Origin of the sequence: Mycolicibacter acidiphilus (genome assembly GCF_018455725.1) — a bacterium.
In the GTDB taxonomy this organism is placed as follows: Bacteria; Actinomycetota; Actinomycetes; order Mycobacteriales; family Mycobacteriaceae; genus Mycobacterium; species Mycobacterium acidiphilum.
In genome coordinates this window covers 210,908-235,121 of the sequence record NZ_JAHCLR010000003.1, presented here as the reverse complement: position 1 = coordinate 235,121, position 24,214 = coordinate 210,908, and the positions used below count along the sequence as shown (strand labels likewise).

The 24,214-nt window shown below is 69.0% G+C and carries 26 protein-coding genes and 1 tRNA gene; 14 read left to right on the top strand and 13 right to left on the bottom strand.

The features are described 5' to 3' along the window. Nucleotides 1-12: 12 nt before the first annotated feature. A complete protein-coding gene (locus KIH27_RS02900; RefSeq protein ID WP_214091469.1) occupies nt 13-243 on the bottom strand; it encodes a ribbon-helix-helix protein, CopG family in 231 nt (76 codons plus the stop codon). Nucleotides 244-421: 178 nt separating this feature from the next. Here KIH27_RS02900 and clpB point away from each other — a divergent pair, with 178 nt between their 5' ends. From clpB to KIH27_RS02865, 7 genes are all read left to right on the top strand, one after another. Beyond that, nucleotides 422-2,968: an ATP-dependent chaperone ClpB gene (gene clpB, locus KIH27_RS02895; RefSeq protein ID WP_214091407.1), complete on the top strand. Its 2,547-nt coding sequence runs from the start codon at nt 422-424 to the stop codon at nt 2,966-2,968. A 115-nt stretch (nt 2,969-3,083) separates the two neighbouring features. Further along, nucleotides 3,084-4,313 (top strand): PecA family PE domain-processing aspartic protease, encoded by a 1,230-nt coding sequence (locus KIH27_RS02890; protein ID WP_214091406.1) that lies wholly within the window; start codon nt 3,084-3,086, stop codon nt 4,311-4,313. A gap of 73 nt (nt 4,314-4,386) precedes the next feature. Further along, entirely contained in the window at nt 4,387-5,304 is a 918-nt protein-coding gene (ttfA, locus tag KIH27_RS02885; protein ID WP_214091405.1) for a trehalose monomycolate transport factor TtfA, read from the top strand. Continuing rightward, nucleotides 5,304-6,083 (top strand): SDR family NAD(P)-dependent oxidoreductase, encoded by a 780-nt coding sequence (locus tag KIH27_RS02880; protein WP_214091404.1) that lies wholly within the window; start codon nt 5,304-5,306, stop codon nt 6,081-6,083. Before ttfA ends, KIH27_RS02880 begins: the two co-directional genes overlap by 1 nt. Further along, nucleotides 6,070-6,618, top strand: coding sequence for an orotate phosphoribosyltransferase (gene pyrE / locus KIH27_RS02875; protein WP_214091403.1), 549 nt, complete (start codon nt 6,070-6,072; stop codon nt 6,616-6,618). Before KIH27_RS02880 ends, pyrE begins: the two co-directional genes overlap by 14 nt. A gap of 5 nt (nt 6,619-6,623) precedes the next feature. Next, complete coding sequence (locus tag KIH27_RS02870) at nt 6,624-7,514, top strand: hypothetical protein (protein WP_214091402.1); 891 nt, start codon at nt 6,624-6,626, stop codon at nt 7,512-7,514. Then, nucleotides 7,507-8,157, top strand: coding sequence for a TrmH family RNA methyltransferase (locus tag KIH27_RS02865; protein ID WP_307856766.1), 651 nt, complete (start codon nt 7,507-7,509; stop codon nt 8,155-8,157). Before KIH27_RS02870 ends, KIH27_RS02865 begins: the two co-directional genes overlap by 8 nt. A gap of 2 nt (nt 8,158-8,159) precedes the next feature. Here the strand turns inward: KIH27_RS02865 and KIH27_RS02860 are convergent, their stop codons facing one another. Continuing rightward, nucleotides 8,160-9,155, bottom strand: a complete 996-nt coding sequence (locus KIH27_RS02860) for a heme-binding protein (protein WP_214091400.1) — start codon at nt 9,153-9,155, stop codon at nt 8,160-8,162. A 75-nt stretch (nt 9,156-9,230) separates the two neighbouring features. Here KIH27_RS02860 and KIH27_RS02855 point away from each other — a divergent pair, with 75 nt between their 5' ends. Next, the gene (locus KIH27_RS02855) at nt 9,231-10,349 is read left to right on the top strand and encodes a glycoside hydrolase family 76 protein (protein ID WP_214091399.1); all 1,119 of its coding nucleotides are present in this window, start codon (nt 9,231-9,233) and stop codon (nt 10,347-10,349) included. Here KIH27_RS02855 and KIH27_RS02850 read toward each other — a convergent pair. Continuing rightward, nucleotides 10,346-11,038, bottom strand: a complete 693-nt coding sequence (locus KIH27_RS02850) for a DedA family protein (RefSeq protein ID WP_214091398.1) — start codon at nt 11,036-11,038, stop codon at nt 10,346-10,348. The genes KIH27_RS02855 and KIH27_RS02850 overlap by 4 nt on opposite strands. 87 nt (nt 11,039-11,125) lie before the next feature. Between KIH27_RS02850 and fbaA the strand changes: the two genes are divergently transcribed. Further along, the gene (gene fbaA, locus KIH27_RS02845) at nt 11,126-12,160 is read left to right on the top strand and encodes a class II fructose-bisphosphate aldolase (protein WP_214091397.1); all 1,035 of its coding nucleotides are present in this window, start codon (nt 11,126-11,128) and stop codon (nt 12,158-12,160) included. Between the two features lie 42 nt (nt 12,161-12,202). Here the strand turns inward: fbaA and KIH27_RS02840 are convergent, their stop codons facing one another. From KIH27_RS02840 to KIH27_RS02830, 3 genes are all read right to left on the bottom strand, one after another. Then, nucleotides 12,203-13,048 carry an Rv0361 family membrane protein gene (locus KIH27_RS02840; protein WP_214091396.1) on the bottom strand — a complete coding sequence of 282 codons (846 nt, stop codon included), beginning with the start codon at nt 13,046-13,048 and terminating at the stop codon, nt 12,203-12,205. Nucleotides 13,049-13,157: 109 nt separating this feature from the next. After that, the gene (locus tag KIH27_RS02835; protein WP_214091395.1) at nt 13,158-14,045 is read right to left on the bottom strand and encodes a cation diffusion facilitator family transporter; all 888 of its coding nucleotides are present in this window, start codon (nt 14,043-14,045) and stop codon (nt 13,158-13,160) included. A gap of 26 nt (nt 14,046-14,071) precedes the next feature. Further along, a complete protein-coding gene (locus KIH27_RS02830) occupies nt 14,072-15,139 on the bottom strand; it encodes a sulfite oxidase (RefSeq protein ID WP_214091394.1) in 1,068 nt (355 codons plus the stop codon). Between the two features lie 94 nt (nt 15,140-15,233). Here KIH27_RS02830 and KIH27_RS22920 point away from each other — a divergent pair, with 94 nt between their 5' ends. Next, on the top strand, nt 15,234-15,356 hold the full coding sequence (locus KIH27_RS22920) for a hypothetical protein (RefSeq protein WP_284144669.1): 123 nt from the start codon (nt 15,234-15,236) through the stop codon (nt 15,354-15,356). Here the strand turns inward: KIH27_RS22920 and KIH27_RS02825 are convergent, their stop codons facing one another. After that, entirely contained in the window at nt 15,357-15,962 is a 606-nt protein-coding gene (locus KIH27_RS02825) for a class I SAM-dependent methyltransferase (protein ID WP_214091393.1), read from the bottom strand. A gap of 38 nt (nt 15,963-16,000) precedes the next feature. Then, nucleotides 16,001-17,050 carry a lipoate-protein ligase LplAB gene (lplAB, locus tag KIH27_RS02820; protein WP_214091392.1) on the bottom strand — a complete coding sequence of 350 codons (1,050 nt, stop codon included), beginning with the start codon at nt 17,048-17,050 and terminating at the stop codon, nt 16,001-16,003. Between the two features lie 153 nt (nt 17,051-17,203). On the opposite strand from lplAB, the gene KIH27_RS02815 reads away from it, so the two are divergent. Further along, a tRNA-Thr gene (locus KIH27_RS02815) sits at nt 17,204-17,279 on the top strand. 98 nt (nt 17,280-17,377) lie between these two features. Here KIH27_RS02815 and KIH27_RS02810 read toward each other — a convergent pair. Then, nucleotides 17,378-18,094 carry an MlaD family protein gene (locus KIH27_RS02810; protein WP_214091391.1) on the bottom strand — a complete coding sequence of 239 codons (717 nt, stop codon included), beginning with the start codon at nt 18,092-18,094 and terminating at the stop codon, nt 17,378-17,380. A gap of 107 nt (nt 18,095-18,201) precedes the next feature. Between KIH27_RS02810 and KIH27_RS02805 the strand changes: the two genes are divergently transcribed. Next, entirely contained in the window at nt 18,202-18,921 is a 720-nt protein-coding gene (locus KIH27_RS02805; protein WP_214091390.1) for a response regulator transcription factor, read from the top strand. A gap of 14 nt (nt 18,922-18,935) precedes the next feature. Next, a complete protein-coding gene (locus KIH27_RS02800) occupies nt 18,936-20,393 on the top strand; it encodes a sensor histidine kinase (protein ID WP_214091389.1) in 1,458 nt (485 codons plus the stop codon). A gap of 3 nt (nt 20,394-20,396) precedes the next feature. Here KIH27_RS02800 and KIH27_RS02795 read toward each other — a convergent pair whose 3' ends face one another. The 3 genes from KIH27_RS02795 to KIH27_RS02785 are packed head-to-tail and all read right to left on the bottom strand — an operon-like array spanning nt 20,397 to nt 22,316. Next, on the bottom strand, nt 20,397-20,801 hold the full coding sequence (locus KIH27_RS02795) for an HIT family protein (protein WP_214091388.1): 405 nt from the start codon (nt 20,799-20,801) through the stop codon (nt 20,397-20,399). 31 nt (nt 20,802-20,832) lie between these two features. Further along, a complete protein-coding gene (locus KIH27_RS02790) occupies nt 20,833-21,531 on the bottom strand; it encodes a hypothetical protein (RefSeq protein WP_214091387.1) in 699 nt (232 codons plus the stop codon). Beyond that, nucleotides 21,528-22,316, bottom strand: a complete 789-nt coding sequence (locus KIH27_RS02785; protein ID WP_214091386.1) for a hypothetical protein — start codon at nt 22,314-22,316, stop codon at nt 21,528-21,530. Before KIH27_RS02785 ends, KIH27_RS02790 begins: the two co-directional genes overlap by 4 nt. Before the next feature lie 109 nt (nt 22,317-22,425). On the opposite strand from KIH27_RS02785, the gene KIH27_RS02780 reads away from it, so the two are divergent. Further along, nucleotides 22,426-22,962, top strand: a complete 537-nt coding sequence (locus KIH27_RS02780) for a YceI family protein (RefSeq protein ID WP_214091385.1) — start codon at nt 22,426-22,428, stop codon at nt 22,960-22,962. A gap of 70 nt (nt 22,963-23,032) precedes the next feature. On the opposite strand, the gene KIH27_RS02775 is transcribed toward KIH27_RS02780, so the two are convergent. Continuing rightward, on the bottom strand, nt 23,033-24,160 hold the full coding sequence (locus tag KIH27_RS02775) for an NDMA-dependent alcohol dehydrogenase (protein ID WP_214091384.1): 1,128 nt from the start codon (nt 24,158-24,160) through the stop codon (nt 23,033-23,035). Nucleotides 24,161-24,214 lie beyond the last annotated feature (54 nt).

The window sequence follows — 24,214 nt, the reverse complement described above, 5'->3', positions numbered from 1 at the left end:
TGTCGCCCGGGTTCAGCTCAGACCGACGGTGAGGTTGGCCCGGCACACCTTCTGCGCGTAGTCCTCGATGCCCAGAGCCGGGACGGTGTGTGCCGCGTAGTTCGCGAGGGAGATCCGAAGATGCTCGTGGCGAAGGGCCTGCTCGATCCGCTCGGACCGATTCAAACCGGCCGCCTTGGCGTCGGAGTCTGCCGCGGCCAAGACCGCCCGATCCACCGTCACGGAGATCTTCTCTTTCGGCATGCGAATCATCCAACCGATTGTCCGATAAGCATCCGAACGTGCGGTTTGATACGGCCGCACTCGCACGTTGCGGATCGAACCGCACGCTCGATACCGAAAAGTTAGAGTTGAGCGGAACAGACTCAACATCTCGTGCGTTGGACAGCCAAGAATCGTTTCAGACCCGAATGGAGGCCTTGTGGACTCGTTCAACCCGACCACCAAGACGCAGGCGGCGCTGACGGCGGCGTTGCAGACGGCCACCGCCGCGCGCAACACCGAGATCCGGCCCGCGCATCTGCTGCAGGCGCTGCTGACCCAGAACGACGGGATCGCCGCACCCCTGCTGGAGGCGGTCGGCGTCGACCCGGCGACCATCCGCACCGAGGCGCAGCGCCTCATCGACACCGCGCCGCAGGTCACCAACGCCAGCGCACAGCCGCAACTCTCCCGCGAATCGCTGGCCGCGATCACGACCGCCCAACAGCTGGCGACCGAGATGGACGACGAGTACGTCTCCACCGAACATGTCATGGTCGGTCTGGCCACCGGGGACTCCGACGTCGCCAGGCTGCTCACCGGCCACGGCGCCTCCCCGCAGGTGTTACGGGAGGCGTTCGTCAAGGTCCGCGGCTCCGCCCGGGTCACCAGCCCCGACCCGGAGAACACCTACCAGGCGCTGGAGAAGTATTCCACCGACCTGACCGCCCGCGCCCGCGAGGGCAAGCTGGACCCGGTGATCGGTCGTGACACCGAGATCCGCCGCGTCGTGCAGGTTTTGAGCCGCCGCACCAAGAACAACCCGGTGCTGATCGGTGAGCCCGGCGTCGGCAAGACCGCCATCGTGGAGGGTCTCGCCCAGCGCATCGTCGCCGGTGACGTGCCGGACAGCCTGCGCGACAAGACCGTCGTCTCCCTCGACATGGGTTCGATGGTGGCCGGCGCGAAATACCGCGGGGAGTTCGAGGAACGCCTCAAGGCCGTCCTCGACGACATCAAGAACTCCGCCGGGCAGATCATCACGTTCATCGACGAGTTGCACACGATCGTCGGCGCCGGTGCCACCGGCGAGGGTGCGATGGACGCCGGCAACATGATCAAGCCGATGCTGGCCCGCGGCGAGCTGCGGCTCGTGGGTGCGACGACGCTGGAGGAGTACCGCAAGTACATCGAGAAGGACGCCGCCCTGGAACGCCGCTTCCAGCAGGTGTTCGTCGGTGAACCGTCGGTGGAGGACACCGTCGGCATCCTGCGTGGGCTCAAGGACCGCTACGAGGTGCACCACGGCGTGCGGATCACCGACTCCGCACTGGTCGCCGCGGCCACGCTGTCCGACCGCTACATCACCGCGCGGTTCCTGCCGGACAAGGCAATCGACCTGGTGGATGAGGCCGCATCCCGGCTGAAGATGGAGATCGACTCCCGCCCCGTCGAGATCGACGAGGTGGAGCGACTGGTGCGCCGCCTGGAGATCGAGGAGATGGCGCTGCAGAAAGAAGAGGACGACGCCTCCAAGGAGCGGCTGGAGAAGCTGCGCACCGAACTGGCCGACCAGAAGGAGAAGCTGACGCAGCTGACCACCCGCTGGCAGAACGAGAAGAACGCCATCGACGTGGTGCGTGAACTCAAGGAACAGCTGGAGATCCTGCGCGGCGAATCCGATCGTGCCGAACGCGACGGGGATCTGGCCAAGGCCGCCGAACTGCGCTACGGGCGGATCCCGGAGGTGGAGAAGAAGCTGGAGTCGGCGATTCCGAACGCGCAGGCCCGCGAAGACGTGATGCTCAAGGAGGAGGTCGGTCCCGACGACATCGCCGACGTCGTCAGCGCCTGGACCGGAATCCCGGCCGGCCGGATGCTCGAAGGTGAGACCGCCAAGCTGCTGCGGATGGAAGACGAACTGGGCAAACGCGTTGTCGGGCAACGCAATGCGGTCACCGCCGTCTCCGACGCGGTGCGCCGCGCCCGGGCCGGGGTCGCCGACCCCAACCGGCCCACCGGTTCCTTCCTGTTCCTGGGCCCGACCGGCGTCGGCAAGACCGAACTGGCCAAGGCACTCGCTGACTTCCTCTTCGACGACGAGCGGGCGATGGTCCGCATCGACATGAGCGAGTACGGGGAGAAGCACTCGGTGGCGCGGCTGGTCGGGGCGCCCCCCGGATACGTCGGCTACGACCAGGGCGGGCAGCTGACCGAGGCGGTGCGCCGCCGGCCCTACACGGTGGTGCTGTTCGACGAGGTGGAGAAGGCGCACCCGGACGTGTTCGACGTGCTGCTGCAGGTCCTCGACGAGGGCCGGCTCACCGACGGGCAGGGCCGCACCGTCGACTTCCGCAACACGATCCTGATCCTGACCTCGAACCTGGGCCACGGCGGCACTGACGAGCAGGTGATGGCGGCAGTGCGGGCGGCGTTCAAACCGGAGTTCATCAACCGGCTCGACGACGTGCTGATCTTCAGCCACCTCGACTCCGACGAACTGGTCCATATCGTCGACATCCAGCTGGAGCAACTGGCCAAGCGGCTGCAGCAGCGCCGGCTGACGCTGGAGGTGTCGCTGGAGGCCAAGAAGTGGCTGGCAGACCGTGGCTTCGATCCCGTGTACGGGGCGCGGCCGCTGCGCCGGCTGATCCAGCAGGCCATCGGTGACCAGCTGGCGAAGCTGCTGCTGGCAGGGGAGGTGCACGACGGTGACGTGGTGCCGGTGAACCTCGGTCCCGACGGTGAGTCGCTGAAACTGGGCTGATTTTCACCTTCGCGGGGGAATCTCCAGGTGCGCTTGTCGGACTGATCGGTTAGCCTAACGGCTACTGAGAAGGTTGCGGCGTCGCTTAGGGCGCGGTTCAGCGGAGGGGTAAGCGATGTCACGTCGTCGTGTTGTCGGGGCGGTGGGGGCCGTCGGTGCGTTCTTGGCGATCGGGGTGGTGCCACTGGCGCCGGCCGCGAACGCCGACTGGGACGACTGGCTTCAGCCGATCGCCGACCTGTTCTCCGGCGCGGACACGGCCGGATCGGCCCTCGCACTGACGCCGTCCGACGCTTCGTTCGACGACTTCTACCAGGACTACATCGTCGCGCCGTTCCAGAGCCTGGAGCACGACCTGGGCTGGCTGAACGGCACGTCCACCGCGGATATCTCCGGCAGTGCGGCGGCCGGCGGCTCCACTAATCTGGGGCCGGACCAGATCCCGCTCACCGTCAACCCGTCGTACGTCAGCGCCGACGGTGCGACGAAACTCGGCGGCGAGCCGGTGATCAACGTCAACGTCGGCGGCGGTCACGACACCAACGTCCTGGTCGACACCGGCTCCAACGGCCTGGTGATCCCGTGGCAGGACTACGGCTGGCAGGGCGCGGGTATGCCGACCAACTTCGGGGTCGGCAGTTTTGCCGGCGGTGTCGGTTACGTCTACATGACGGTGCCGACCACGGTGGAGTTCGGTCACAACGTCGACCTGACGGCGACCGACACCGACGTGAACGTCGTGCTGTTCTCGTTCCCGACCACCCTGCAGCAGATGTTCGCCGGCCACTGGACGATCGGTAGCATGCTCGGACCGGCCGACGCCACCGGCATCCTGGGCATCGGGCCGAACGCGAGCGGCCCGATGGATCACAACCCCATTCAGGACCTGCCCGGTGACCTGGGCAAGGGTGTGCTGATCGATCAGGCCAACGGCACGATGACGTTCGGTGCCGACCCGCTGACCGGTGGGGTCACGATCGCGGGTGCACCGATCACTCCGCTCTGGGTGTCGTTCGATGGCGGGCAGACGGCACACCAGGTCACCGGGATCATGGACTCCGGCGGCGTGTTCGGCACCATCCCGCAGAACCTGACCGAGGGCAAGGTCGGCGACATCTTGGCATCGGGGCAGCAGGTGACCGTCTACAACGGCGACCCGACCAAGGGTGGGACCGAGTTGTACGACTACACCGTCAACTCCACTGGAACCAACAGCCCGGTGATTGGTCAGATGGGTTCGTACATGAACACCGGCAACTGGCTGTTCCAGCAGAACCAGGTGTACGTCTCGATGGCAGGCAACGGGTCCATGCACATTGTCCCGAACGAGACGGTGACGCCCTAGCGGCGCCGGTGATGCACGGTTGTGACCCGATAGCATTCGTCTATCGCGCCTCGAAGCGGATACGCTAGGCCCGATGGTCCCCCTCTGGTTCACCCTGTCCGCGCTGTGCTTCGTCGGCGCGGCCGTGCTGCTGTACGTGGACCTCGACCAGCGTCGGGGCCGCAGCAGGCGCCGCAGATCGTGGGCCCGCTCGCATGGTTTCGACTTCGAACCGGAGTCCACCGACATCGTCAAACGCTGGAAGCGCGGCGTGATGTCGTCGGTCGGCGACGTGCCCGCCCGCAACGTGGTGCTCGGCCAGATCCGCGGTGAAGCGGTGTACATCTTCGACCTGGAGGAAGTGGCGACCGTGATCGCCCTGCACCGCAAGGTCGCCACCAACGTCGTCGTCGACGTCCGCCTCAAAGGCCTCAAGGAGCCCCGGGAGGGCGACGTCTGGCTGCTCGGCGCGATCGGCCCGCGGATGGTGTACTCCACCAACCTCGACGCCGCCCGGCGGGTCTGCGACCGGCGGATGGTCACCTTCGCCCACACCGCACCGGACTGCTCCGAGATCATGTGGAACGAGGAGAACTGGACGCTGGTGTCGATGCCGGTGTCCAGCAACCGCGCCCAGTGGGACGAAGGACTGCGCAGCGTTCGCCAGTTCAACGACCTGCTGCGGGTGCTGCCCCCGGTGCCGCGCCAGGCCCGCGTGGAGGCAAAAGCCGCACCGGCGTCCCGGCGCAACGGGGAGCCCAGCCGCCCCAACGGTTCGGAGGCCGCCGAGGACCGGCCGGCCAAGCCCGCCGCCCGCGAGCGGGTCACCCCACCCTCGAAGGCCATGACACCGCCGCTGGGCAACGCGGCCCCGCCCGCGCAGCCGCGGCCGCGCCGCCGCCCGATCGACTCCGCCGACCCGGTGCGCAAGACCAACGGGCACGCCGAACCGAGCATGCGGCACGCGCCGGCCGGCCGCAACGGTCGTCAGACCGCGCACTACCCGCGCTGATGTCGCAGAAACCCACCGCCCTGATCACCGGGCCCACCTCCGGGCTGGGTGCCGGCTATGCGCGCCGCTACGCCGCCGACGGCTACGACCTGGTGCTGGTCGCCCGCAACGCCGCCCGGCTGGAAGAGTTGGCCGCCGAACTGCGCGGCACCCACGGCGGCGCCGTCGAGGTTCTCCCCGCCGACCTGGCCGAGGCCGCCGGGCGCGAGCGGGTCGCCGAACGGCTGGCCGCCGGGGTGCGGGTGCTGGTCAACAACGCCGGATTCGGCACCTCCGGGGAGTTCTGGACCGCCGACCCGGCGCTGCTACAGGCTCAGCTGGACGTCAACGTCACCGCGGTGATGCAGCTGACCCGTGCGGCGTTGCCGGCGATGATCGACGCCGGCGCCGGCACCGTCATCAACGTGTCCAGCGTGGCGGGCCTGCTGTCCGGGCGCGGATCCACGTATTCGGCGTCCAAAGCCTGGGTGGTGTCGTTCACCGAGGGGCTGGCCGGCGGGCTGCACGGCACCGGCGTGAGCATCCACGCCGTCTGCCCCGGCTATGTGCACACCGAATTCCACGAACGGGCCGGGATCGACATGGCCTCACTGCCGTCGTTCATGTGGATGGAGGTCGACGACGTCGTGTCGACGAGCCTCGCCGACATCGCCCGGGGCGACGTCCTCAGCGTCCCGGGAATCCAGTACAAGACGCTCACCACCGTCAGCCGGCTGCTGCCGCGCGGACTGTCGCGGGCGATGACCAACACATTCGGACGGGGCCGTGGGCGCACTTAATTCAACAGCACGTGACGAGCTGGCCGGGCTGGTCAAGGAACTGTCGGTGGTGCACGGCCGGGTCACGCTGTCGTCGGGCAAGGAAGCCGACTACTACGTCGACCTGCGCCGCTCCACCCTGCATCACCGCGCCGCGCCGCTGATCGGCCGGCTGATCCGGGAGCTCACCGACGACTGGGACTACGTCGCCGTGGGCGGGCTGACCCTGGGCGCGGACCCGGTGGCCACCGCCGTCATGCATGCACCGGGCCGACCGATCGACGCGTTCGTGGTGCGCAAGGCGGTGAAAGCCCATGGGATGCAACGGCTTATCGAAGGCGCCGACGTCGCCGGTCGTCCGGTCCTGGTGGTAGAGGACACCTCCACCACCGGCGGGTCGGTGCTGACCGCGGTGCGTTCCGTGAGGGAGGCCGGCGGCCAGGTGGTTGGCGTGGTGACCGTGGTGGACCGGGCCACCGGGGCGGCGGAAGCCGTTGCCGCCGAAGGCCTGCCGTACCGCAGCGTGCTCGGTCTGTCGGATCTGGGGCTGCAGTAGCCGCCGTGCGCACCCTGATCGCGACGCTGCTGGCGCTGGCCCTGACGGCGTGCTCGGGCTCGCACGGACCGACCGGGCCGTACGGCGCGCAGGGCGGCACGCTGGGCACCGCGCTGAGCGTGCTCGGCTGGGAGCTGACGGTGTCCAACCTGCGCTGGCAGTCCGACCGGGTGCTGATCGACGTCACCGGGCACGTCACCGACGCGAACGCCCCGCACGCCGCGGCGAAAGACCTGCGGTTCGGGATCTACGGCAATCCGCTGCACCCGATCGAGGCGACCGGCCTGGACAGCTGCGACCCGCTGCTGGCGTTGACGTCCAGCCCGCTGGACAACCGTGAGGCCGACCGACTGTCCGGCACCGTCTGCCTGGGGCCGCTGAAGGAACGCAGCGCGGCGCGCGGGGTCTACGTCTACTCACCGGCCGATCGGATCAAGGAGAGCACCGTCGCCTACGCCGCGGCGTTCCCGGTGGGCATCGCCCCGGACAACTCGGCCGACACCGGACTGGTGCTCACCACCCAGGGCCTGTCGGCGTGGCGATCCGACGGGGTACCGCTGGCGCCGGCCGCGCTCGGTGATCCGAAGGCGTTCACCGGCAACGGATTCATGGTGATCAGCCTGGTCGCGGACGCGTCCGCGGCGCAGTACCGCACCGATGCGCTGGCCCGCGGTGGACCGCTGATGCTGTTGGCCGGCCCGGCGACGCCGGTGCCCGGGCTGAGCCCGGAATGCCAGGCGTTCGGCTCCTCGGTGCTGATCCTGCCGGAGGCATCGCTGAGCTCGGTGCACGTCCCGGCGTCGCTGTGCACGCACGGCGAGATCAGCGCGGCGCTGCTGTACGCCTCGGTGTCGGTGGTCGGTACCCATGCCGCGGTGTGGACCATCGGTGCCTGAGCAACCGCCGGGGCCCACCGAATGGTTCCCGCCGCCCAACGGCGTCGGGCCGTGGCCGGGACCGCTACCCGACGACCCCCGCTACGACCCGGAGTTGTTGCGCGAGGGCGACACCCGCAACGTCGTCGACGCCTACCGGTACTGGACCCGCGAGGCGATCATCGCCGACATCGACTCCCGCCGGCACCGGCTGCACATCGCGATCGAGAACTTCGGCCACGACGCCAACATCGGCTCGGTGGTGCGCACCGCCAACGCGTTCGCCGTCGACACCGTGCACATCGTCGGGCGACGGCGCTGGAACCGGCGCGGCGCCATGGTCACCGACCGCTACCAGCGGCTGGCCCACCACGACACCGCCGCCGACCTGCTGAACTTCGCAGCCGCAACGGGTTTGACCGTCGTCGCGGTGGACAACGTCGCCGGCTCGTCACGGCTGGAGCAGACCGCGCTGCCGGCCGACTGCCTGCTGGTGTTCGGCTCCGAGGGCCCAGGCATCACCGAGGATATGAAATCCGGTGCGGGCCTGACCGTGTCGATCGCCCAATTCGGCTCCACCCGCAGCATCAACGTCGGGGTGGCGGCCGGAATCGCCATGCACGCCTGGATAACTCAGCACGGGCACCTCGACGCCGCCTGGTGAGGCTAGACCGCCCGGTGCAGCGTCGACACCGAGACGTGCGGCCAACTGAGGTTCGGCTGCCCGGACCGGGAGCGGGCCGGGAAGTTCACCAGTGCCGTTTGCACGTACTGCAATTGCAGCAGGGTGGGACGGCCGTCGGGGTGGCTCAGCCGCTGGATCCAGAACGTCGCGTAGACGCCGGCCACGCTGAGGTTGGGCTGCCGGTCTGAAGCACCGCGCAGGAATCCGAGATTGGTGACGCCGCCGCCGAATTGAGGCAGTTCGACGGCCCCGGAGGCGAACGGCACCGACGCCGCCGTCGAGATGTTCAGCGCCACCCCCTCGAACGCGTAACCGTCGGCGACTTGCTGCTCGATCACGCTCTGCAGCAAGGTGATCGGGTCGTTGACCAGTTGCTGAGTGATCGCGAGCGGCAGCGCCGGATGACTCTCCACGCGGTACTCACCGAAGCCGGCTTCCGCGGCGCCGGCGGGGCTGATCGTCGCCGCCGGGTCGGGGAACGCCGGGGAGAGCGGAGTGCTGTTGAACGACGGGAAGCATGAGAATGCCGGGGCGGCACCGCCATTGAGTACCGGCGGGCCGGAGAACGGCAGAGCGAAGCCCTGCGCCACCATCGACGCGCCGTGCGGAATGCTCCACATCCGGGCGATCAACTGCCCGCCCGGCGGGGGAGCCGCCGCCGGGCTGGTCGTCGGCGGCTGGTTGATCCAGAACCCCGGCTCGGCGTGGATCGGGCCGCCGGTGGTGGCGTCGGTGCTGTGCTGCAGATACGTCATGCCGAACAGTTCGATGTCGGCCTGCGCGAACCCGCGGTTGTGGATGATCGCCGGCACCGGATCGAACGTCACCGTGTCGACGGTGAGATTCAGGTTCAGGAACACATCACCGCCGCCGCCGAAATCCGGGCTGGCGGCGATGTTGAAGCCGGTGCCGTGCCAGGTTCCGGGGAGGTCGGTGAGCAGGCCCAGCTTCGGCACTATCGGTTCCGCAGTCGTCATCGTGTCGCCTCCGCCTCGGCTCGCCATCTCGACATCACCGAACTTACGCCGCCCGGTAGGGCAGGATCGGAAACCATGGATCAGGTTTGGGCCAACCGGGCGGAGAGCGCCGAGGCCGCCGTCACCGCACGCCACCTCAAATCGCTCTGGCATCTCCCCGGAACCCAGCTGGGCGTGGTGGCGTGGCCGCCGATCCGGCGCGCCCCGCACTGGCACTACTGGTGGCAGGCGCACCTGCTGGACTGCTTGATCGACGCGCAACTGCGCGACCCGCAGCACGAGCGGGCGGTGCGGATCAAACGGCAGATCCGCGGACACTGGGTGCACAACGCCCTGCGATGGACCAACCAGTACTACGACGACATGGCGTGGCTGGCGCTGGCGATCCAGCGGGCCGAACGGGTCACCGGGATCGACCGGCACCGAGCACTGAACGCCCTCACCCGGCAGCTGGCCGAGTCGTGGATGCCCGAGGCGGGCGGCGGCATCCCGTGGCGCAAAGAGGAGCCGGGCGTCGCGCCCTTCTTGAACGCGCCCGCGAACGGGCCGGCCGGGATCTTCCTGGCCCGCCACCCGGATTGGCTGGCGCGCGCCCAGGCGATGGGCGACTGGCTCGACGCCACCCTGATCGACCCGGAGACCCACCTGGTGTTCGACGGGATCCGGTCGGGCTCGATGGTGCGCGCCCAGTACACCTACTGCCAGGGTGTGGTGCTCGGGCTGGAGACCGAACTGGCCGTGCGCACCCGCGACCCGCGGCACGCGCCCCGGGTGCACCGGCTGGTGGCCGCCGTCGCCGAGCACATGGCGCCCGGCGGGGTGCTCAAGGGCGCCGGCGGCGGTGACGGCGGGCTGTTCGCCGGGATCACCGCCCGCTACCTGGCGCTGGTCGCCACCGACCTGCCGGGGGAGTCCGCCGACGACGATGCGGCGCGTGCCACCGCCGCCAAGATGGTGCTGTCGTCGGCGAAATCGGCGTGGGATTACCGGCAGTCGGTTGCCGGGCTGCCACTGTTCGGGGCGTTCTGGGACCAGACCGCCGAGGTGCCGCGGGCCGAGGGGGCCACCGCCCGGTCCGTCGGCGGGGCGGTCACCGAATCCGAGGTGCCCGAACGCGACCTGTCGGTGCAGCTGGGCGGGTGGATGCTGATGGAGGCCGCGCACGCAGTCAGTGTCGCGACCGTGAGCAGCTAAGCCGTGCTCTCCGTCGCCGGCTCGTCGGCCGCCTCGGCTTCACCGGCCACGCGGTGCCGGTTCCGGTAGGCCTTACCGGCGGCGAGGAACGCCGGAATCATCGACACGAACAAGATCACCAGGATGATCTTCTCCAGGTTCTCGTGCACGACCGGAACGTTGCCCAGGAAGTAGCCGAGCGTCGTCACCCCGCCGCCCCACAGCACACCGCCGACGATGTCGAACCCCAGGTAGACCGGGTAGCGCATGTAGGAGACCCCGGCCACCACCGGCACGAACGTCCGCACGAACGGGGCGAACCGGGCCAGGATGATCGCCCACGGCCCGTACTTCTCGAAGAAGGCGTGCGACTCGGTCACGTAGTGCTTCTTGAAGAACCGGGAGTCTTCCTTCTTGAACAGCGCCGGGCCGATCCGTCGGCCGATGAAATAGCCGCACTGATCGCCGAGCACCGCCACCACCGCGACCGCCGGCGCCAGCACCCAGATGTCCGGCGCCAGGCCCTTGGCCGCCAGCAGGCCGCCGGTGAACAGCAGCGACTCACCCGGCAGCAGCGGGAACAGCAGGCCGGTCTCGATGAAGACGACCACCAGGATCGCGGGCAGCACGGCGCCGTGGAAGACGCCGCCGGCGCCCAGCCAATACATCGGGTCCAGCAGGCCGGGCATCGCGACAACGGTGGTGCTCATGACGCACCAACATACCGGGGGGTGCCGGTGAAACCGTTGCTGAGATACTCGACGTCAGGTCCGGTCAGCTGACGAGGAGAGAGTTCCATGCCTATCGCAACCCCCGAGGTCTACGCCGAGATGCTGGCGAAAGCCAAGCAGAACGCCTACGCGTTCCCGGCGATCAACTGCACCTCCTCGGAGACCATCAACGCCGCGATCAAGGGTTTCGCCGACGCCGGCAGTGACGGCATCATCCAGTTCTCGACCGGTGGCGCGGAGTTCGGCTCCGGGCTCGGGGTCAAGGACATGGTGACCGGCGCCGTCGCGCTGGCCGAGTTCGCGCACGTCATCGCCGCCAAGTACTCGGTGAACGTCGCGCTGCACACCGACCACTGCCCGAAGGACAAGCTGGACGGCTACGTCCGCCCGCTGCTGGCGATCTCCACCGAGCGCGTGAAGGCCGGCAAGGCCCCGCTGTTCCAGTCGCACATGTGGGACGGCTCGGCGGTGCCGATCGACGAGAACCTGACCATCGCCAAGGAGCTGCTGGCCGCCGCGGTGGCCGCCAAGATCATCCTCGAGGTGGAGATCGGCGTCGTCGGCGGCGAGGAGGATGGCGTCGAGGCCGAGATCAACGAGAAGCTGTACACCTCACCGGAGGACTTCGAGAAGACGATCGCCGCCCTGGGCGCCGGCGAGCACGGCGAGTACCTGCTGGCCGCCACCTTCGGCAACGTGCACGGCGTCTACAAGCCGGGCAACGTGGTGCTGCGCCCGGACATCCTCGGCGAGGGCCAGAAGGTCGCCGCCGCCAAGCTGGGCCTGGCCGCCGACGCCAAGCCGTTCAACTTCGTCTTCCACGGCGGTTCGGGCTCGCTGAAGTCCGAGATCGAGGAGTCGCTGCGGCACGGCGTGGTGAAGATGAACGTCGACACCGACACCCAGTACGCGTTCACCCGCCCGCTCGCCGCGCACATGTTCACCAACTACGACGGCGTGCTCAAGGTCGACGGCGAAGTCGGCAACAAGAAGGTCTACGACCCGCGCAGCTACCTCAAGAAGGCCGAGGCCGCGATGAGCGAGCGCGTCGTGGAAGCCTGCAACGACCTGCACAGCGCCGGTAAGTCGCTGGGCGTTTAGTCCTGACTCCCGCAGGGTCGGCCGGTTTCGGTCGGCCCTGCGTCAGCTGCGGGCCTGGCAGATCTTCCACTGGTCGTCGCGGTACTGCAGGTCGAGGCTGCGGGTCGACCGGGTCCGCGGCTCGTAGGCCATGAACGCGGTGACGTTGACCTCCGCCTGCCCGTCGTTGACGACGACCTGGTCGATGCTGGCGATCACCGGGTACTGCTTGGCGGCCGCGATCCGGCTGTAGGTGTCGTTCCAGGCGCGCTGGTCGTAATTGTCGTAGCGGTCCCGGATGTCACCGCAGGTCAGACTGCGCAGCGAGGCGAGGTCCCCGTTCTGCACCGCGACGTCGAAACTCTGGACGGTGTCGCGGACCCGTTCCTCCTGCGACGCCTGCGCCCGGCTGTCCCGGGTCAGCCACAGGGTGCCCAGCACGGCGACCACCGCCAGCGCCAGGATGATCAGGATCAGTGCCATCACCCAGCCCCAGCTGCGCGGCGTCGTCGCCGGCAACCGACCGCCGAAGCGGGCGGAGATCTGCCGTGGTGCGGCCTTGCCCGCCTCGACGCCAGGCTGGGCGGTGATCATCTCGGTGGCCTGCTCGGTGAGGGTCGGCATCACCTCGGTCTTGCTGGCGTCGAAGCCGGGCGCGGTGAACCGGCGCTCAGGCTGGGCTTCCGGCGCCGGGGCGGGGTCGGTGGTGATGACCTCGGTGACCTGCTCATCGGGGTTCGGTTCGGCCGCGGCCGTGGGTTGCGCGGTCTCGGCACTCTCGATGGACTCGATGGCCGCGAAGGTCTCGGTGGCCTCAATAGCCTCGGTGGCCTCGGTGATCTCGGCGATGTTGATGACTTCGGTGGGCTCGGCGGCCTCGTTGGGGTCCGGCTCCGGTTGCTTTGGCATGGGTGGCTGATGTTCTCCGGCTCGGGGATCGGCTGACGCTAGTTCGCAGCTTACTGACCGCACCTGCCAGTCAGCGGTATACGTGCCGACAGACGGCGGTGGAGATGGCTCAGCAGTCGACGCCGCACTCGCCGCCCGCGCCGGGTGGCTCAACCTGGACCGTGGCGTGCCGCAGCCCGCGCGCAGCCAGCACCGCGTGCGCGTCGGTGAGCACCCGTCCCGCGTCAGCGCTGCTCCGCAGGTGGGCGGTGGCCATGTCCTGACCGGGCACCAGGGTCCAGACGTGCAAGTCGTGGACGTCGGTGACCCCGTCGACCGCGGCCAGTGCCGTCCGCAGTTCGCCGACGTCGATGTGGCTCGGGGAGGCCTCCGACAGGATCCGCAGCGCGGCGCCGGCCAGTGAGAACGCCCGCGGCAGCACCCACAGCGCGACGAATACCGCGACGACGACGTCGGCGTAGGGCCACCGGGTGGTCAGCGTGACCACACCCGCGATCAGCACCCCGAGACTGCCCACGGTGTCGGCGACGACCTCCAGGTAGGCGCCGCGCACCGCGAGGCTGTGCGCTGAATGCGACCGCAGCAGCAGTGCCACGCCGGCGTTGACCACCAGGCCCAGCAGTGCGACGACGATCATCGGCACCCCGGGGACCTCCGGTGCCGACCCGATCCGGCGGATCGCCTCGGTGAGGATGAACGTCGCCACCCCGATCAGCAGCACGGCGTTGGCGACCGCGGTGAACACCTCGGCGCGGTGCCAGCCGTAGGTGCGGGACGGCGACGAGCTGCCGCGGCGGGCCAGCATCACCGCCGCCACACCCATGAACAGGGCGGCCAGGTCGGTGAGCAGATGACCGGCGTCGGCGAGCAGGGCGATCGAGTTGATCGCCAGCGCGGTCGTCACCTCGACGGCGAAATACGCGGTGAGGATGGTCGCGGCGATGACCATCCGGGACAGCCGCGCATCGCGGTGGCTGTGATCGTGACCGGCGCCCATGGCTAGTGAATATATTTCGGGGACGATCAGACCGGCTGCGTGGCCTGCACCCGCACGGTCGCCCGCGCCCAGGCGTTGTTCGCGTAGCCGCCGGGATTCCACAGCGTCGCAGGTGATTCCGGATGGCTGGCGCCGGTGTCGTCGACGGCGCGTGCGGTGATGCCCAGCGGACCTTCGGCGACGACGGTGTCCAGCGTCCAGAATCGCCAGGTCCACCGGTTGCGGGGTGCGCTCAGTGTGGCTTCCTGCCAGTTGTGGCCGTCGTCCAGGGAGACCTCGACCCGGGTGATCCGCTCGCAGTCCGCGCCGATCGCGTAGCCGTGGATCGTGAGTTTTCCGGCTGGAACGCCGGCGCCGTCGTCGGGGGTCAGGATCGCGCAGTTCAGCGGCAACGTCGACAGCGCCTCGCCGTGCAACCGATAGTCCACGGCCTGAAAATGATTCGCCGACGGGTCGGTCTGCACGCTGACGCCGGTCAACCATTTGACGCTGCGAGCGCCGATGAAGCCCGGCACCACCACCCGCACCGGGCCACCGTGCACGCGGGGCAGCGGTTCGCCGTTCATCTCCCAGGCCAGCAGGGTGTCACCGGAGAGAGCCGTGGCCAGTGGGATCGAGGCGCCGAACACCTGGTGGACCTGCGTGGCGAGGTCGGGACCGGTGAACGCCACATGCCCTTCGCTGCGATGAATACCCGCCGCCGCCAACACATCTGACAGCGACGCGCCGTGCCACACCGCGGTGGAGATCGCGCACTGCGCCCACGGCTCCTTGCCCGGCATCGGGCGGACCTGCAGCAACTCGCGCCGCCGGTTGCCGGCGCACTGCAGGGTGGCGATCACGTCGCGGGATCGGAAGGTGGTCAGGTCGTGGTAGGTCAGCGTGCGCGGTTCGGAGCCGTCGGTGGTGATCGTCAGCCGCCAGTCTTCGGGCGCGATGGCGGGGATGTGCCCGTGGTTGCGGCAGTAGAACGCCGGGGTTTCGGTGATCTCGTTTCCCGCCAGCGCCGCCGGTGGCGGCTCGCAGTTGAACGGGTCGTCGTTGTGGACGACCATGTCGGCACGCTTGCCCCACTCCGCCACCGCCGAGCGCATGGAGTCCAGCCTAGGGGTGCGATGACGGCTTCGTCTCTGTCTTGTCGTACCCAGGGTGCAGACTGACCCGGTAAGCACGAATGGGGAGGTTCAGATGGGGCAGTGTCAGCTGTACTACGCGGAGTCCGACGGCATGCGGTGCATGCTGGCTGAGGGGCATGACGGGTTGCACCAGGACGCCGACGGCATGGAGTGGACCGACGACGAATCGGACTGACTACGCCGGTCGCAGGATCGCCACCAGGAAGTCCGACTCGGCGGTGAACGGCCGCAGATCCCAGGTGGACAGCAGCAGATCCGGTGCAAGGCCGGCCGCTTCGACGTGGGTGAAGAACTCGCCGTAGTCGTAGCCGAACGCGGCGCCGAAACCGATCACCACCCGGCCGTCATCGGCGACGTGGGCGCGCAGGCGCTCGATCACCAGCGGCCGGGTGCTCGGGGCGAGGAACCCCATCACGTTGCCGGCGGAGACGATCACATCGAACTTCTCGGCGACGCCGCGGGCGGGCAGGTCGAGCTCGGCCAGGTCGCCCACCAGCCAGCGCGGGCCGGGGTGGTCCTCCTCGGCGGCGGCGATCAACTCCGGGTCGACGTCGACGCCGACCACGTCGTGGCCGGCCCGCGACAGATAGCCGCCGAGGCGGCCGGGGCCGCAGCCGGCGTCGAGGATGCGGGCGCCGCGGGGCACCATCGCGTCGACCATCCGCGCCTCGCCGGCCAGATCCTCCCCGGCGAGCGCCTTGGCGCGGAAGCGTTCGATGTACCAGTGTGAGTGGTCGGGATCGGCGGCGACTTTCTGCATCCAGAGACTCTGCTCAACCATGCAAGGCATTCTCGCAACCCGCGATCGGCGGCCGGGAGTCAGGGAATGCGCCGGGTCCACTCGTCGTGGCTGAACTTCTGCGCGCAGCGCTCCTGTGCGCGGGCCAGATCCGCCTCGGTCACCTCGCCCGGTGTCGCGGCGTATCGGGCGGTGAAGTGGTCGAGGAACACCGCGATGATGTCGGCGCGCGCCATCCCGGTCTGCGAGCGCATCGGGTCGACCCGCTTGGCGGCGGACCGGATTCCCTTGTCCCGGATCTTCTCCTGACCGATCCGCAGGCAGTCGAGCATCTTGTCGGCGTCGATGTCGTAGGCCATCGTCGCGTGGTGGACCATCACCCCGGAGGCGAACCGTTTCTGCGCCGAGCCGCCGATCTTGCCGGCGTCGGAGGCGATGTCGTTCAGCGGAACGTAGTGCGCGTCCACCCCGACCTTGCCCAGCGCCTCGAGCACCCACTGATCCAGAAACGGATACGACGCGGCGAAGCTCATGCCGTCGACCAGGGCGGTCGGCGCCACCAGCGAGTAGGTGATGCAGTTTCCCGGCTCCATGAACATCGCGCCGCCGCCGCTGGGCCGCCGGCAGACCGTCATGCCGTGCCGGTCGATGCCGGCCTGGTTGATCTCGTTGTCGTAGGACTGGAAGGAGCCGATCACGATGCACGGCGAATCCCACTCCCAGATCCGCAGGAACGGCTTGCGCCGGCGGGCCGCCACGTCCTCGGCCATCGTCTCGTCCAGGGCGACGTTGAGCATCGGGGCGACGGTGGGGGAGTGGATCACCTCGAAGTCGAGGTCGTCCCAGTCGAGTGCGTGACCGAGTGCCCGGCGTACCGCCACGCCGACCGCGTCGCCGTCGAAACCCAGCAGGGTGTCGCCCGGGTGCAGCGCGTCGGCGACGGCCTGCGCGATCTCCTGCGCGGAGGCGATCGCGGGCAGTCCCTCCAGGGCGCCGGTGATGCGGTCCAGTGCGGAGTCCGGGTCCAGGAAGAAGTCGCCGGCCACCCGCACGTTGGTGAGGCGCTCACCTTCGATGTCGACGTCGACCGTGACGAGTTTGCCGCCGGGGACCTTGTATTCGCCGTGCACGGGTACCGCCTTCTGTCGTGGGGGCGGCCGCGGTGAACCGGAGCCGTCACATCACGATGCCCGAGGTGGCGGCGGGGTTTCAATGCCCGGGAGCGGGCGGCTCGGGCGCCGACTCCCGTCGTACAATCGTCACGGCTCATTGAGCCGGTGTTGGCCGCGTTAGCTCAGTTGGTAGAGCGTCGCTCTTGTAAAGCGGATGTCGAGAGTTCGAGTCTCTCACGCGGCTCCATGCTCCGTCCCCGCCGAACGTGAGCGTGGGTTCACTGCGGACCGTCGAACGTGAACCTAACTTCACGCTCGGCGGGGCAAGCGGGTGGCGGGCGGTCGCTACCGCGAGTCGGGGCCACTCGGCAGTTCCCGCGCCGCCCGCCGGCCCCGGCGCGGCAGCAACGGGATGCGCTCGGCGATGTTGCTCAGCGGATTGACCACCAGCGTCAGTGCGACGACGGCGTCCTGCAGGGTCTCGATCGCCGGTTCCAGGGCCTCCATCCCCGGTGCCAGCCGGGCCAGGGTGTCGGCGACGTTGGCGAGCTGCTCCAGCGGCCCGTTGCGCGCGGTGAGCTTGTCGATCAACCCGCCCTCGCTCAGCAGTCGGTCGGCTAGCCCGTCCTCGGCCAGCAGTCGCTCGATCAGCCCGTCCTCGTCGGTGAGCTGGTCCACCAGGCCGCCCGGCTGCAGCGCCCGCTGCAGGCCGCCACCCTCGGCGGTGAGCCGGTCGATCAGCCCGCCCGGCCCGGTCAGCTGGTCGACCAGGCCGCCGGGGGCCAGCAGCCGGTCCGCCGGCCCGCCGGGTGCCAGCGCGCGTCCCAGCGGGGCGTCGTCGTCCATCAGCTTCGCCAGCCGGTTGGCCCGGCCGATCGCATCCTCCAGGCCCAGCATCTGCGCCATCGAGTTGCCCCCGACCGTGCCGCCGGAGACCTCGCCGAGGCTGCGCTTCGCCATGCCGAGCGCCGCTCCGGCGATGCCCAGGCCCGTCTCGGCGATCGCCAGTCCCATCCGGGCCGGTGCGGTGGATGCGGCGATCAGCTGATTGACCAGGCTCATTCGGCCAGTGTATGGCGCTCACCCGCCCGTATCCGGTAGTTTTGTTGACAACAAACACACAGTTGGTATCCAGGGAGTATTTACCGGACCACGAGGTAATTGAACGCATGGGAGCAACAGTTGCGCAGGAGGCTGCGCCGGAAGCCCGAGTGCTGGTGGTCGATGACGAAACCAACATCGTAGAACTGCTGTCGGTGAGCCTGAAGTTCCAGGGTTTCGAGGTGTACACTGCCTCCAGCGGCCCGGCTGCGCTGGATCGCGCCCGGGAGGTCCGTCCGGACGCGGTCATCCTCGACGTCATGATGCCCGGCATGGACGGCTTCGGCGTGCTCCGCCGGCTGCGCGCCGACGGGATCGACGCACCTGCGCTGTTCCTCACCGCGCGCGACTCGCTGCAGGACAAGATCACCGGCCTCACCCTCGGCGGCGACGACTACGTGACCAAGCCGTTCAGCCTGGAGGAGGTGGTGGCCCGCCTGCGGGTCATCCTGCGCCGCTCCGGCAAGGGCGCCAGCGAGCCGCGCAACTCCCGGCTGACGTTCGCCGACATCGAACTCGACGAGGACACCCATGAGGTCTGGAAGGCCGGCGAACCGGTGTCGCTGTCGCCGACGGAGTTCACGTTGCTGCGCTACTTCGTCATCAACGCCGGCACCGTGCTGAGCAAGCCGAAGATCCTCGACCACGTCTGGCGCTACGACTTCGGTGGCGACGTCAACGTCGTGGAGTCCTACGTCTCCTACCTGCGCCGCAAGATCGACACCGGTGACAAGCGGCTGCTGCACACGCTGCGCGGGGTCGGCTACGTGCTGCGCGAGCCGCGCTGAACCGACGCTACGGAATGGATAGTCACCGCGGCCTGGGGCTGCCGCTGCGGGTGAGCCTGGTCGCCGCCGCGCTGGCGCTGGTGGCGTTCGGGCTGGTGGCCCAGGGGTTCGCCGTCACCTCGATCCTCGAACACCGGCTGGTCAACCGGATCGACGAGACCCTGATCGACGCGACGCACGGCTGGGCGCAGGCCCAGCGCCGGGCGCTGCCGGTCGCCCACAAGAACCCGAACCCGGACCGGCCGCCGTCGCTGTTCTACGTCCGCGCCGTCGACCCGGACGGGCGGGTCTTCACCGTCGTCAACGACCAGCACGCCGAACCGTTGCTGCCGCCGGACAACGATGTCGGCCCCGAACCGGTCACCGTCGGATCCATCGACCGATCCCGGGTGCAGTGGCGGGCGGTGTCGGTGCGCGGTCCGCACGGCGGGCTGATCACCGTGGCCCGCGACCTGTCCGACGTGCACGCCACGATGCGCTACCTGGCCTGGTCGCGGGTGGCGATCGGCGCCGGTGTGCTGCTGGTGCTGGGCGTCGCCGGATATGTGATCGTCAACCGCAGTCTGCGCCCGCTGGCCGAGGTCGAGGAGACCGCCGCCGCGATCGCCGCCGGCCAGCTGGACCGCCGCGTCACCGAACGCGATCCGCGCACCGAGGTGGGCCGGCTGTCGTTGGCGCTCAACGGAATGCTCGCCCAGATCCAGCAGGCGGTGGCCGAGTCGGAGGCGTCGGCCGACAGTGCGCGCACCTCCGAGAACCGGATGCGCCGGTTCATCACCGACGCCAGCCATGAACTGCGGACCCCGCTGACCACCATCCGCGGGTTCGCCGAGCTGTACCGCCAGGGTGCGGCACGCGACGTCGAGATGCTGATGTCGCGGATCGAGAGCGAGTCACGCCGGATGGGGCTGCTGGTCGAGGATCTGCTGCTGCTGGCCCGGATGGACGCGCAGCGGCCGCTGGAGCATCACTGGGTCGACCTGTTGGTGCTGGCCACCGACGCCGTGCACGACGCCCGGGCGATCGCCCCGAACCGGAAGGTGCAGCTGGAGGTGTTCGACGGGCCGGGTACTCCCGAGGTGCTCGGCGACGAGGCGCGGCTGCGTCAGGTGCTGAGCAACCTGGTGTCCAACGCACTGCAACACACTCCGGAGAGCGCCGCCGTCACCGTGCGGGTCGGCACCGACGGCGACGACGCGGTGCTGGAGGTGATCGACGAGGGCCCCGGCATGAGCGAGGAGGATGCCGGGCGGATCTTCGAGCGGTTCTATCGCACCGACTCCTCCCGGGACCGCGCCAGCGGCGGCACCGGCCTGGGGCTGGCGATCGTCAACTCGTTGATCACGGCGCACGACGGCACCGTCACCGTCACCACCGCCCCGGGCAAGGGCTGCCTGTTCCGGGTTGCGGTGCGCCGGCTGGCCGACGAACACGACCCCGAAGTGGACCAGGCTTCGGCCGAGATCGGTTGAGCGCTACAGCAACTCGACCAGCGCGTCGGTGATCTTCTGCTGCGCCTGATCGAGGGATTCCGGAGACGGGTTGCGGTCCACGTTGGCGAAGCCGAAGTCGCTGAGGTCGCGGGCCGGGAAGACGTGCACGTGCAGGTGCGGCACCTCCAGCCCGGCGATGATCAGCCCGGCCCGGTCGGCGTCGAACGCATGGCACACCGCCTTGCCGATCCGCTGCGCGACCCGCATCACCTGGGCCAGCACCGCGCCGTCGAGGTCCTGCCACTGGTCGATCTCGGCGCGCGGCACCACCAGGGTGTGCCCCGGGGTCATGGGTTCGATGGTCAGGAAGGCGACGACGTCGTCGTCCTCGTAGACAAACCGGCCGGGCAGTTCCCGGTTGATGATCTTGGTGAAGACGGTGGCCATGGCGTTCAGCATATGGCCGGGTCCGACTGGGTCAGCCGGGTGTGGCCTGCATGCGGCCGAGGGTCTGGGCGAACAGTCGGTCCAGCAGTTGCCGCTCGGCGTCGACGCACTCGCCGGTCAGGATCAGCCGTCCGGTGCGGGCATAGGCGTAGTGCCGGATCCGGGCCTGCCCGTCGCCGTAGTCGGCGGTCACCGTGTACCGGAAGAGTTGCGGCCGGCCGCGCGGCCGGGAGTCCGTCACGATCCGCACGATCTCCCGGGTGCGCAGGAGCCTGGGGCCGCTGGTGATCTCACCGCAGCGGGCTACCCGCGCGATCATCTCGTCGAACCCGGCCGGCTGGAACTCCCGCTCGATCGCCAGTCGCACGTCGCCGGGGTAGCCGGAGGCGGTGGCGGCCCCGGCGATGTCGACGGCGGTGGAGCTGTCCGGTGAGGCGCCGAACTGCACGTCTGCGCACTCCTCGGGTGTGGTGGGTCCGAGGTCGTCGGCCCGGTGATAGCGCCAGTAGCCGAAGTTCTCGGCGTATCCGGGGTAAGCCTTGAGGGTCCAGCCGGCGGGGAAATCGCCTGCGCCTGGCAGCATTTCGGCGAGTTGCTGGTTGCTCAGCGCCGCTGATCCCGGCGCGGCGGGCTGCGGCCGCTGGGCGATGCTCACCGGGACGACGAGTGCCACCGCGGCCAGCGCGACCACCCACACCGCCGCGGCGAGCAGCCATTGTCGGCGGTTCACAGTGCGGCCAGCTTCCGGGCGGTTCGGGCGCCCAGTTCGCGCACCAGGTCCGCGTCGGCGCCGCGCATCGACGTCGAACACGTCAGCAGCAGCCCGCGCACCGGGTAGTAGCTGACCCGGTGGCTCACCGGCTCGGCGCCGCCGTTGACGTCGACGAAGGTCCGGGTGACGGTCAGCGCGGCGCCTGGATCGGGGGCCTCGACGGTGGTGGTGGCGAACCGCTCGACGCGGGTCCGGGTCTGCGGGTCGAAGACGGTGACCCGGTACGCGTCGCAGCGGCGCAGCCAATCCCGGTATTCGCCGATCGACGACGGTTCGCCCGGGGCGGTGATGACGAAGTCGGTGTCGGGTTCGTCGGTGTCGGGTTCACCGGCGGCCACCGAATCGCGCCAGTAGAGCTTCGCCGACGCGATGCCCACCGGCGTGGTGTCGACATGGACGTTGGCCGGCGAGTCGGCCGCTACGGCCAGCGCCGCCGGCAGCGACCCGCAGTCCGCCGGGGTGTAGGCGGCGGTCGGGATGAGCGGGCCGTCGGGTTCGGCCGTGGTGGAATCAGGCGGGGTTGCCCACCCCACCGACCCCCGGATCGCGTAGTTCCATTCGGCGGGGAAATCCGCCTGCACCGGCAGCGTCGCCGCCAGCTGCCAGTTGGACCGGCCCACCAGGCTGTTCGATCGCGGCGCAGTGGTGAGAACCAGCACGCCGCAGGCGCCGAGCACCGTCAGCGCCACCGCCCCGAGTATCCGCGGCGCCGCCCGCTGGGCTGGTCGGACGGTGGATTTCACGGGTTCGAGCATATTGCCGAGTACCGGATGCAGTCGGCCGCCGCTGGTTATCATCGAATGCGAGCCGGACCGATCGCCCACGGACGAGCCTTCACGAAAAGGAGAGGACATGTCAGCTGTCACAACCTTTCTCAGCAGCCGCGATGCCGTGGGCGTCTGGAGCCTGGATACCGGGCAGTCGTCCATCAGATTCGAGAACGGCACCATGTGGGGCGCGCTGAAGGTGCGTGGCGCTTTCACCGATTTCACCGGCAGTGGGGAGATCAAGGACGCCAAGACGGTGTCCGGCCGTGTCGACATCAAAGCGGCGTCGATCGACACCGGCCTGGGCACCCGCGACCACGATCTGCGCAGGTCGAACTTCTTCGACTCCGACCGCTACCCGGACATCTCCGTGGTGGTCAAGGGTGGGGAACCGGCCAACGGCGACGTCGTCAAGCTGGATGCAGAACTGACCGTCAAGGGGATCACCGGACCGTTGCCGCTGAAAGTGGAGGTCACCCCGCTCGATGACGGCGGCATCCGGCTGAACACCGAGGCGACCGTGACCCGCAAGCAGTTCGCCGTCGAAGGCAACTTCCTCGGGATGGTCGGCAACCGGACGCGGCTGCGGGCGAACCTGGTGTTCCGGCCGGCCGGTTCTTAACCGTTGAGTGTGCGTGTAGGGCGGGTTTTCGGCGTAGAGCCCGCCCTACACGCACACTGAAAACGGTGGCCTAGCGGTCTGCGTCGGTATAGCGGATGATGCCGCGAATGTTCTTGCCGTCCAGCATGTCCTGGTAACCCTCGTTGATCTGCTCCAACTGATACTGCCGGGTGACCATGTCATCGAGGTTCAGCTTGCCGATCTTGTACATGCTCAGCAGTTGCGGGATGTCGTACTGCGGGTTGCCGCCGCCGAAGATGGTGCCCTGCAGGTTCTTCTGCAGCAGGGTCAGCATCGCCAGGTTCAGGGTGACCTCGTTGTCGAGGATGCTGCCCATCGCGGTCAGCACGCAGGTGCCGGCCTTCGCCGTCAGGATCATGTAGTTCTCGATGTCCGCGCCGTGCACCTCGCCGACGGTGACGATCACCTTCTTGGCCATCAACCCGGCGGTGACCTCCATGATGCCGCCCATCGCGGAGTGGATATCGGGGTAGACGTGGGTGGCGCCGAACTTCAGCGCCTGGTCGCGCTTCCACTCCACCGGTTCGACGACGAACACGTTGCGCGCCCCGGCGGCCACCGCGCCCTGCAGCGCAGACATGCCCACGCCGCCGACGCCGACGATCGCGACGTCCTGACCGGGGCGGATGTCGGCCTGGCGCACCGCCGAACCGTAACCGGTGGTGACGCCGCAGCCGACCAGGCACGCCACCTCGAACGGCACCGACGGGTCGATCTTCACCACCGACGTCTTGTGCACCACCATCCACGGCGAGAACGTGCCGAGCAGCGTCATCGGGTAGACGCCCTGCCCGCGGGCGTGCACCCGGAAGGTGCCGTCGCTGACCGCGACGCCGCTGAGCAGTCCGGCACCCAGATCGCACAGGTTGCGCATCCCCGCCTGGCACGACGGACACTTCCCGCAGGACGGGATGAACGACAGCACCACGTGGTCGCCGGGCGCCAAGTCCTCCACGCCCGGCCCGACTTCGGTGACGATCCCGGCGCCCTCATGCCCGCCGAGCACCGGGAAGCCGGCCATCGGAATCGACCCGGTCATCAGATGGTGGTCGGAATGGCACATCCCGGCCGCTTCCATCTGGATCTTGACCTCGTCTTTCTGCGGGTCCCCGATCTCGATCTCCTCGACCGACCACGGCTTGTTGAACTCCCAGAGCAGCGCGCCCTTCGTCTTCACCTGCGAACCTGCTTTCCTGTCGAAAACCCGACCTGGACCCTGTTCCTGCAGCGT

Coding starts and splice junctions, on each gene's coding strand:
- KIH27_RS02835 (WP_214091395.1), bottom strand. CDS start 14,045: ATGGGCGCCGGTCACGATCACAGCCACCGCGATGCGCGGCTGTCCCGG.
- KIH27_RS02855 (WP_214091399.1), top strand. CDS start 9,231: ATGGATCAGGTTTGGGCCAACCGGGCGGAGAGCGCCGAGGCCGCCGTC.
- KIH27_RS02890 (WP_214091406.1), top strand. CDS start 3,084: ATGTCACGTCGTCGTGTTGTCGGGGCGGTGGGGGCCGTCGGTGCGTTC.
- fbaA (WP_214091397.1), top strand. CDS start 11,126: ATGCCTATCGCAACCCCCGAGGTCTACGCCGAGATGCTGGCGAAAGCC.
- KIH27_RS02825 (WP_214091393.1), bottom strand. CDS start 15,962: ATGGTTGAGCAGAGTCTCTGGATGCAGAAAGTCGCCGCCGATCCCGAC.
- KIH27_RS02900 (WP_214091469.1), bottom strand. CDS start 243: ATGCCGAAAGAGAAGATCTCCGTGACGGTGGATCGGGCGGTCTTGGCC.
- KIH27_RS02830 (WP_214091394.1), bottom strand. CDS start 15,139: ATGCGCTCGGCGGTGGCGGAGTGGGGCAAGCGTGCCGACATGGTCGTC.
- KIH27_RS02800 (WP_214091389.1), top strand. CDS start 18,936: ATGGATAGTCACCGCGGCCTGGGGCTGCCGCTGCGGGTGAGCCTGGTC.
- KIH27_RS02805 (WP_214091390.1), top strand. CDS start 18,202: ATGGGAGCAACAGTTGCGCAGGAGGCTGCGCCGGAAGCCCGAGTGCTG.
- KIH27_RS02860 (WP_214091400.1), bottom strand. CDS start 9,155: ATGACGACTGCGGAACCGATAGTGCCGAAGCTGGGCCTGCTCACCGAC.
- KIH27_RS22920 (WP_284144669.1), top strand. CDS start 15,234: ATGGGGCAGTGTCAGCTGTACTACGCGGAGTCCGACGGCATGCGGTGC.
- KIH27_RS02880 (WP_214091404.1), top strand. CDS start 5,304: ATGTCGCAGAAACCCACCGCCCTGATCACCGGGCCCACCTCCGGGCTG.
- KIH27_RS02780 (WP_214091385.1), top strand. CDS start 22,426: ATGTCAGCTGTCACAACCTTTCTCAGCAGCCGCGATGCCGTGGGCGTC.
- KIH27_RS02840 (WP_214091396.1), bottom strand. CDS start 13,048: ATGCCAAAGCAACCGGAGCCGGACCCCAACGAGGCCGCCGAGCCCACC.
- ttfA (WP_214091405.1), top strand. CDS start 4,387: ATGGTCCCCCTCTGGTTCACCCTGTCCGCGCTGTGCTTCGTCGGCGCG.
- KIH27_RS02850 (WP_214091398.1), bottom strand. CDS start 11,038: ATGAGCACCACCGTTGTCGCGATGCCCGGCCTGCTGGACCCGATGTAT.
- KIH27_RS02795 (WP_214091388.1), bottom strand. CDS start 20,801: ATGGCCACCGTCTTCACCAAGATCATCAACCGGGAACTGCCCGGCCGG.
- KIH27_RS02810 (WP_214091391.1), bottom strand. CDS start 18,094: ATGAGCCTGGTCAATCAGCTGATCGCCGCATCCACCGCACCGGCCCGG.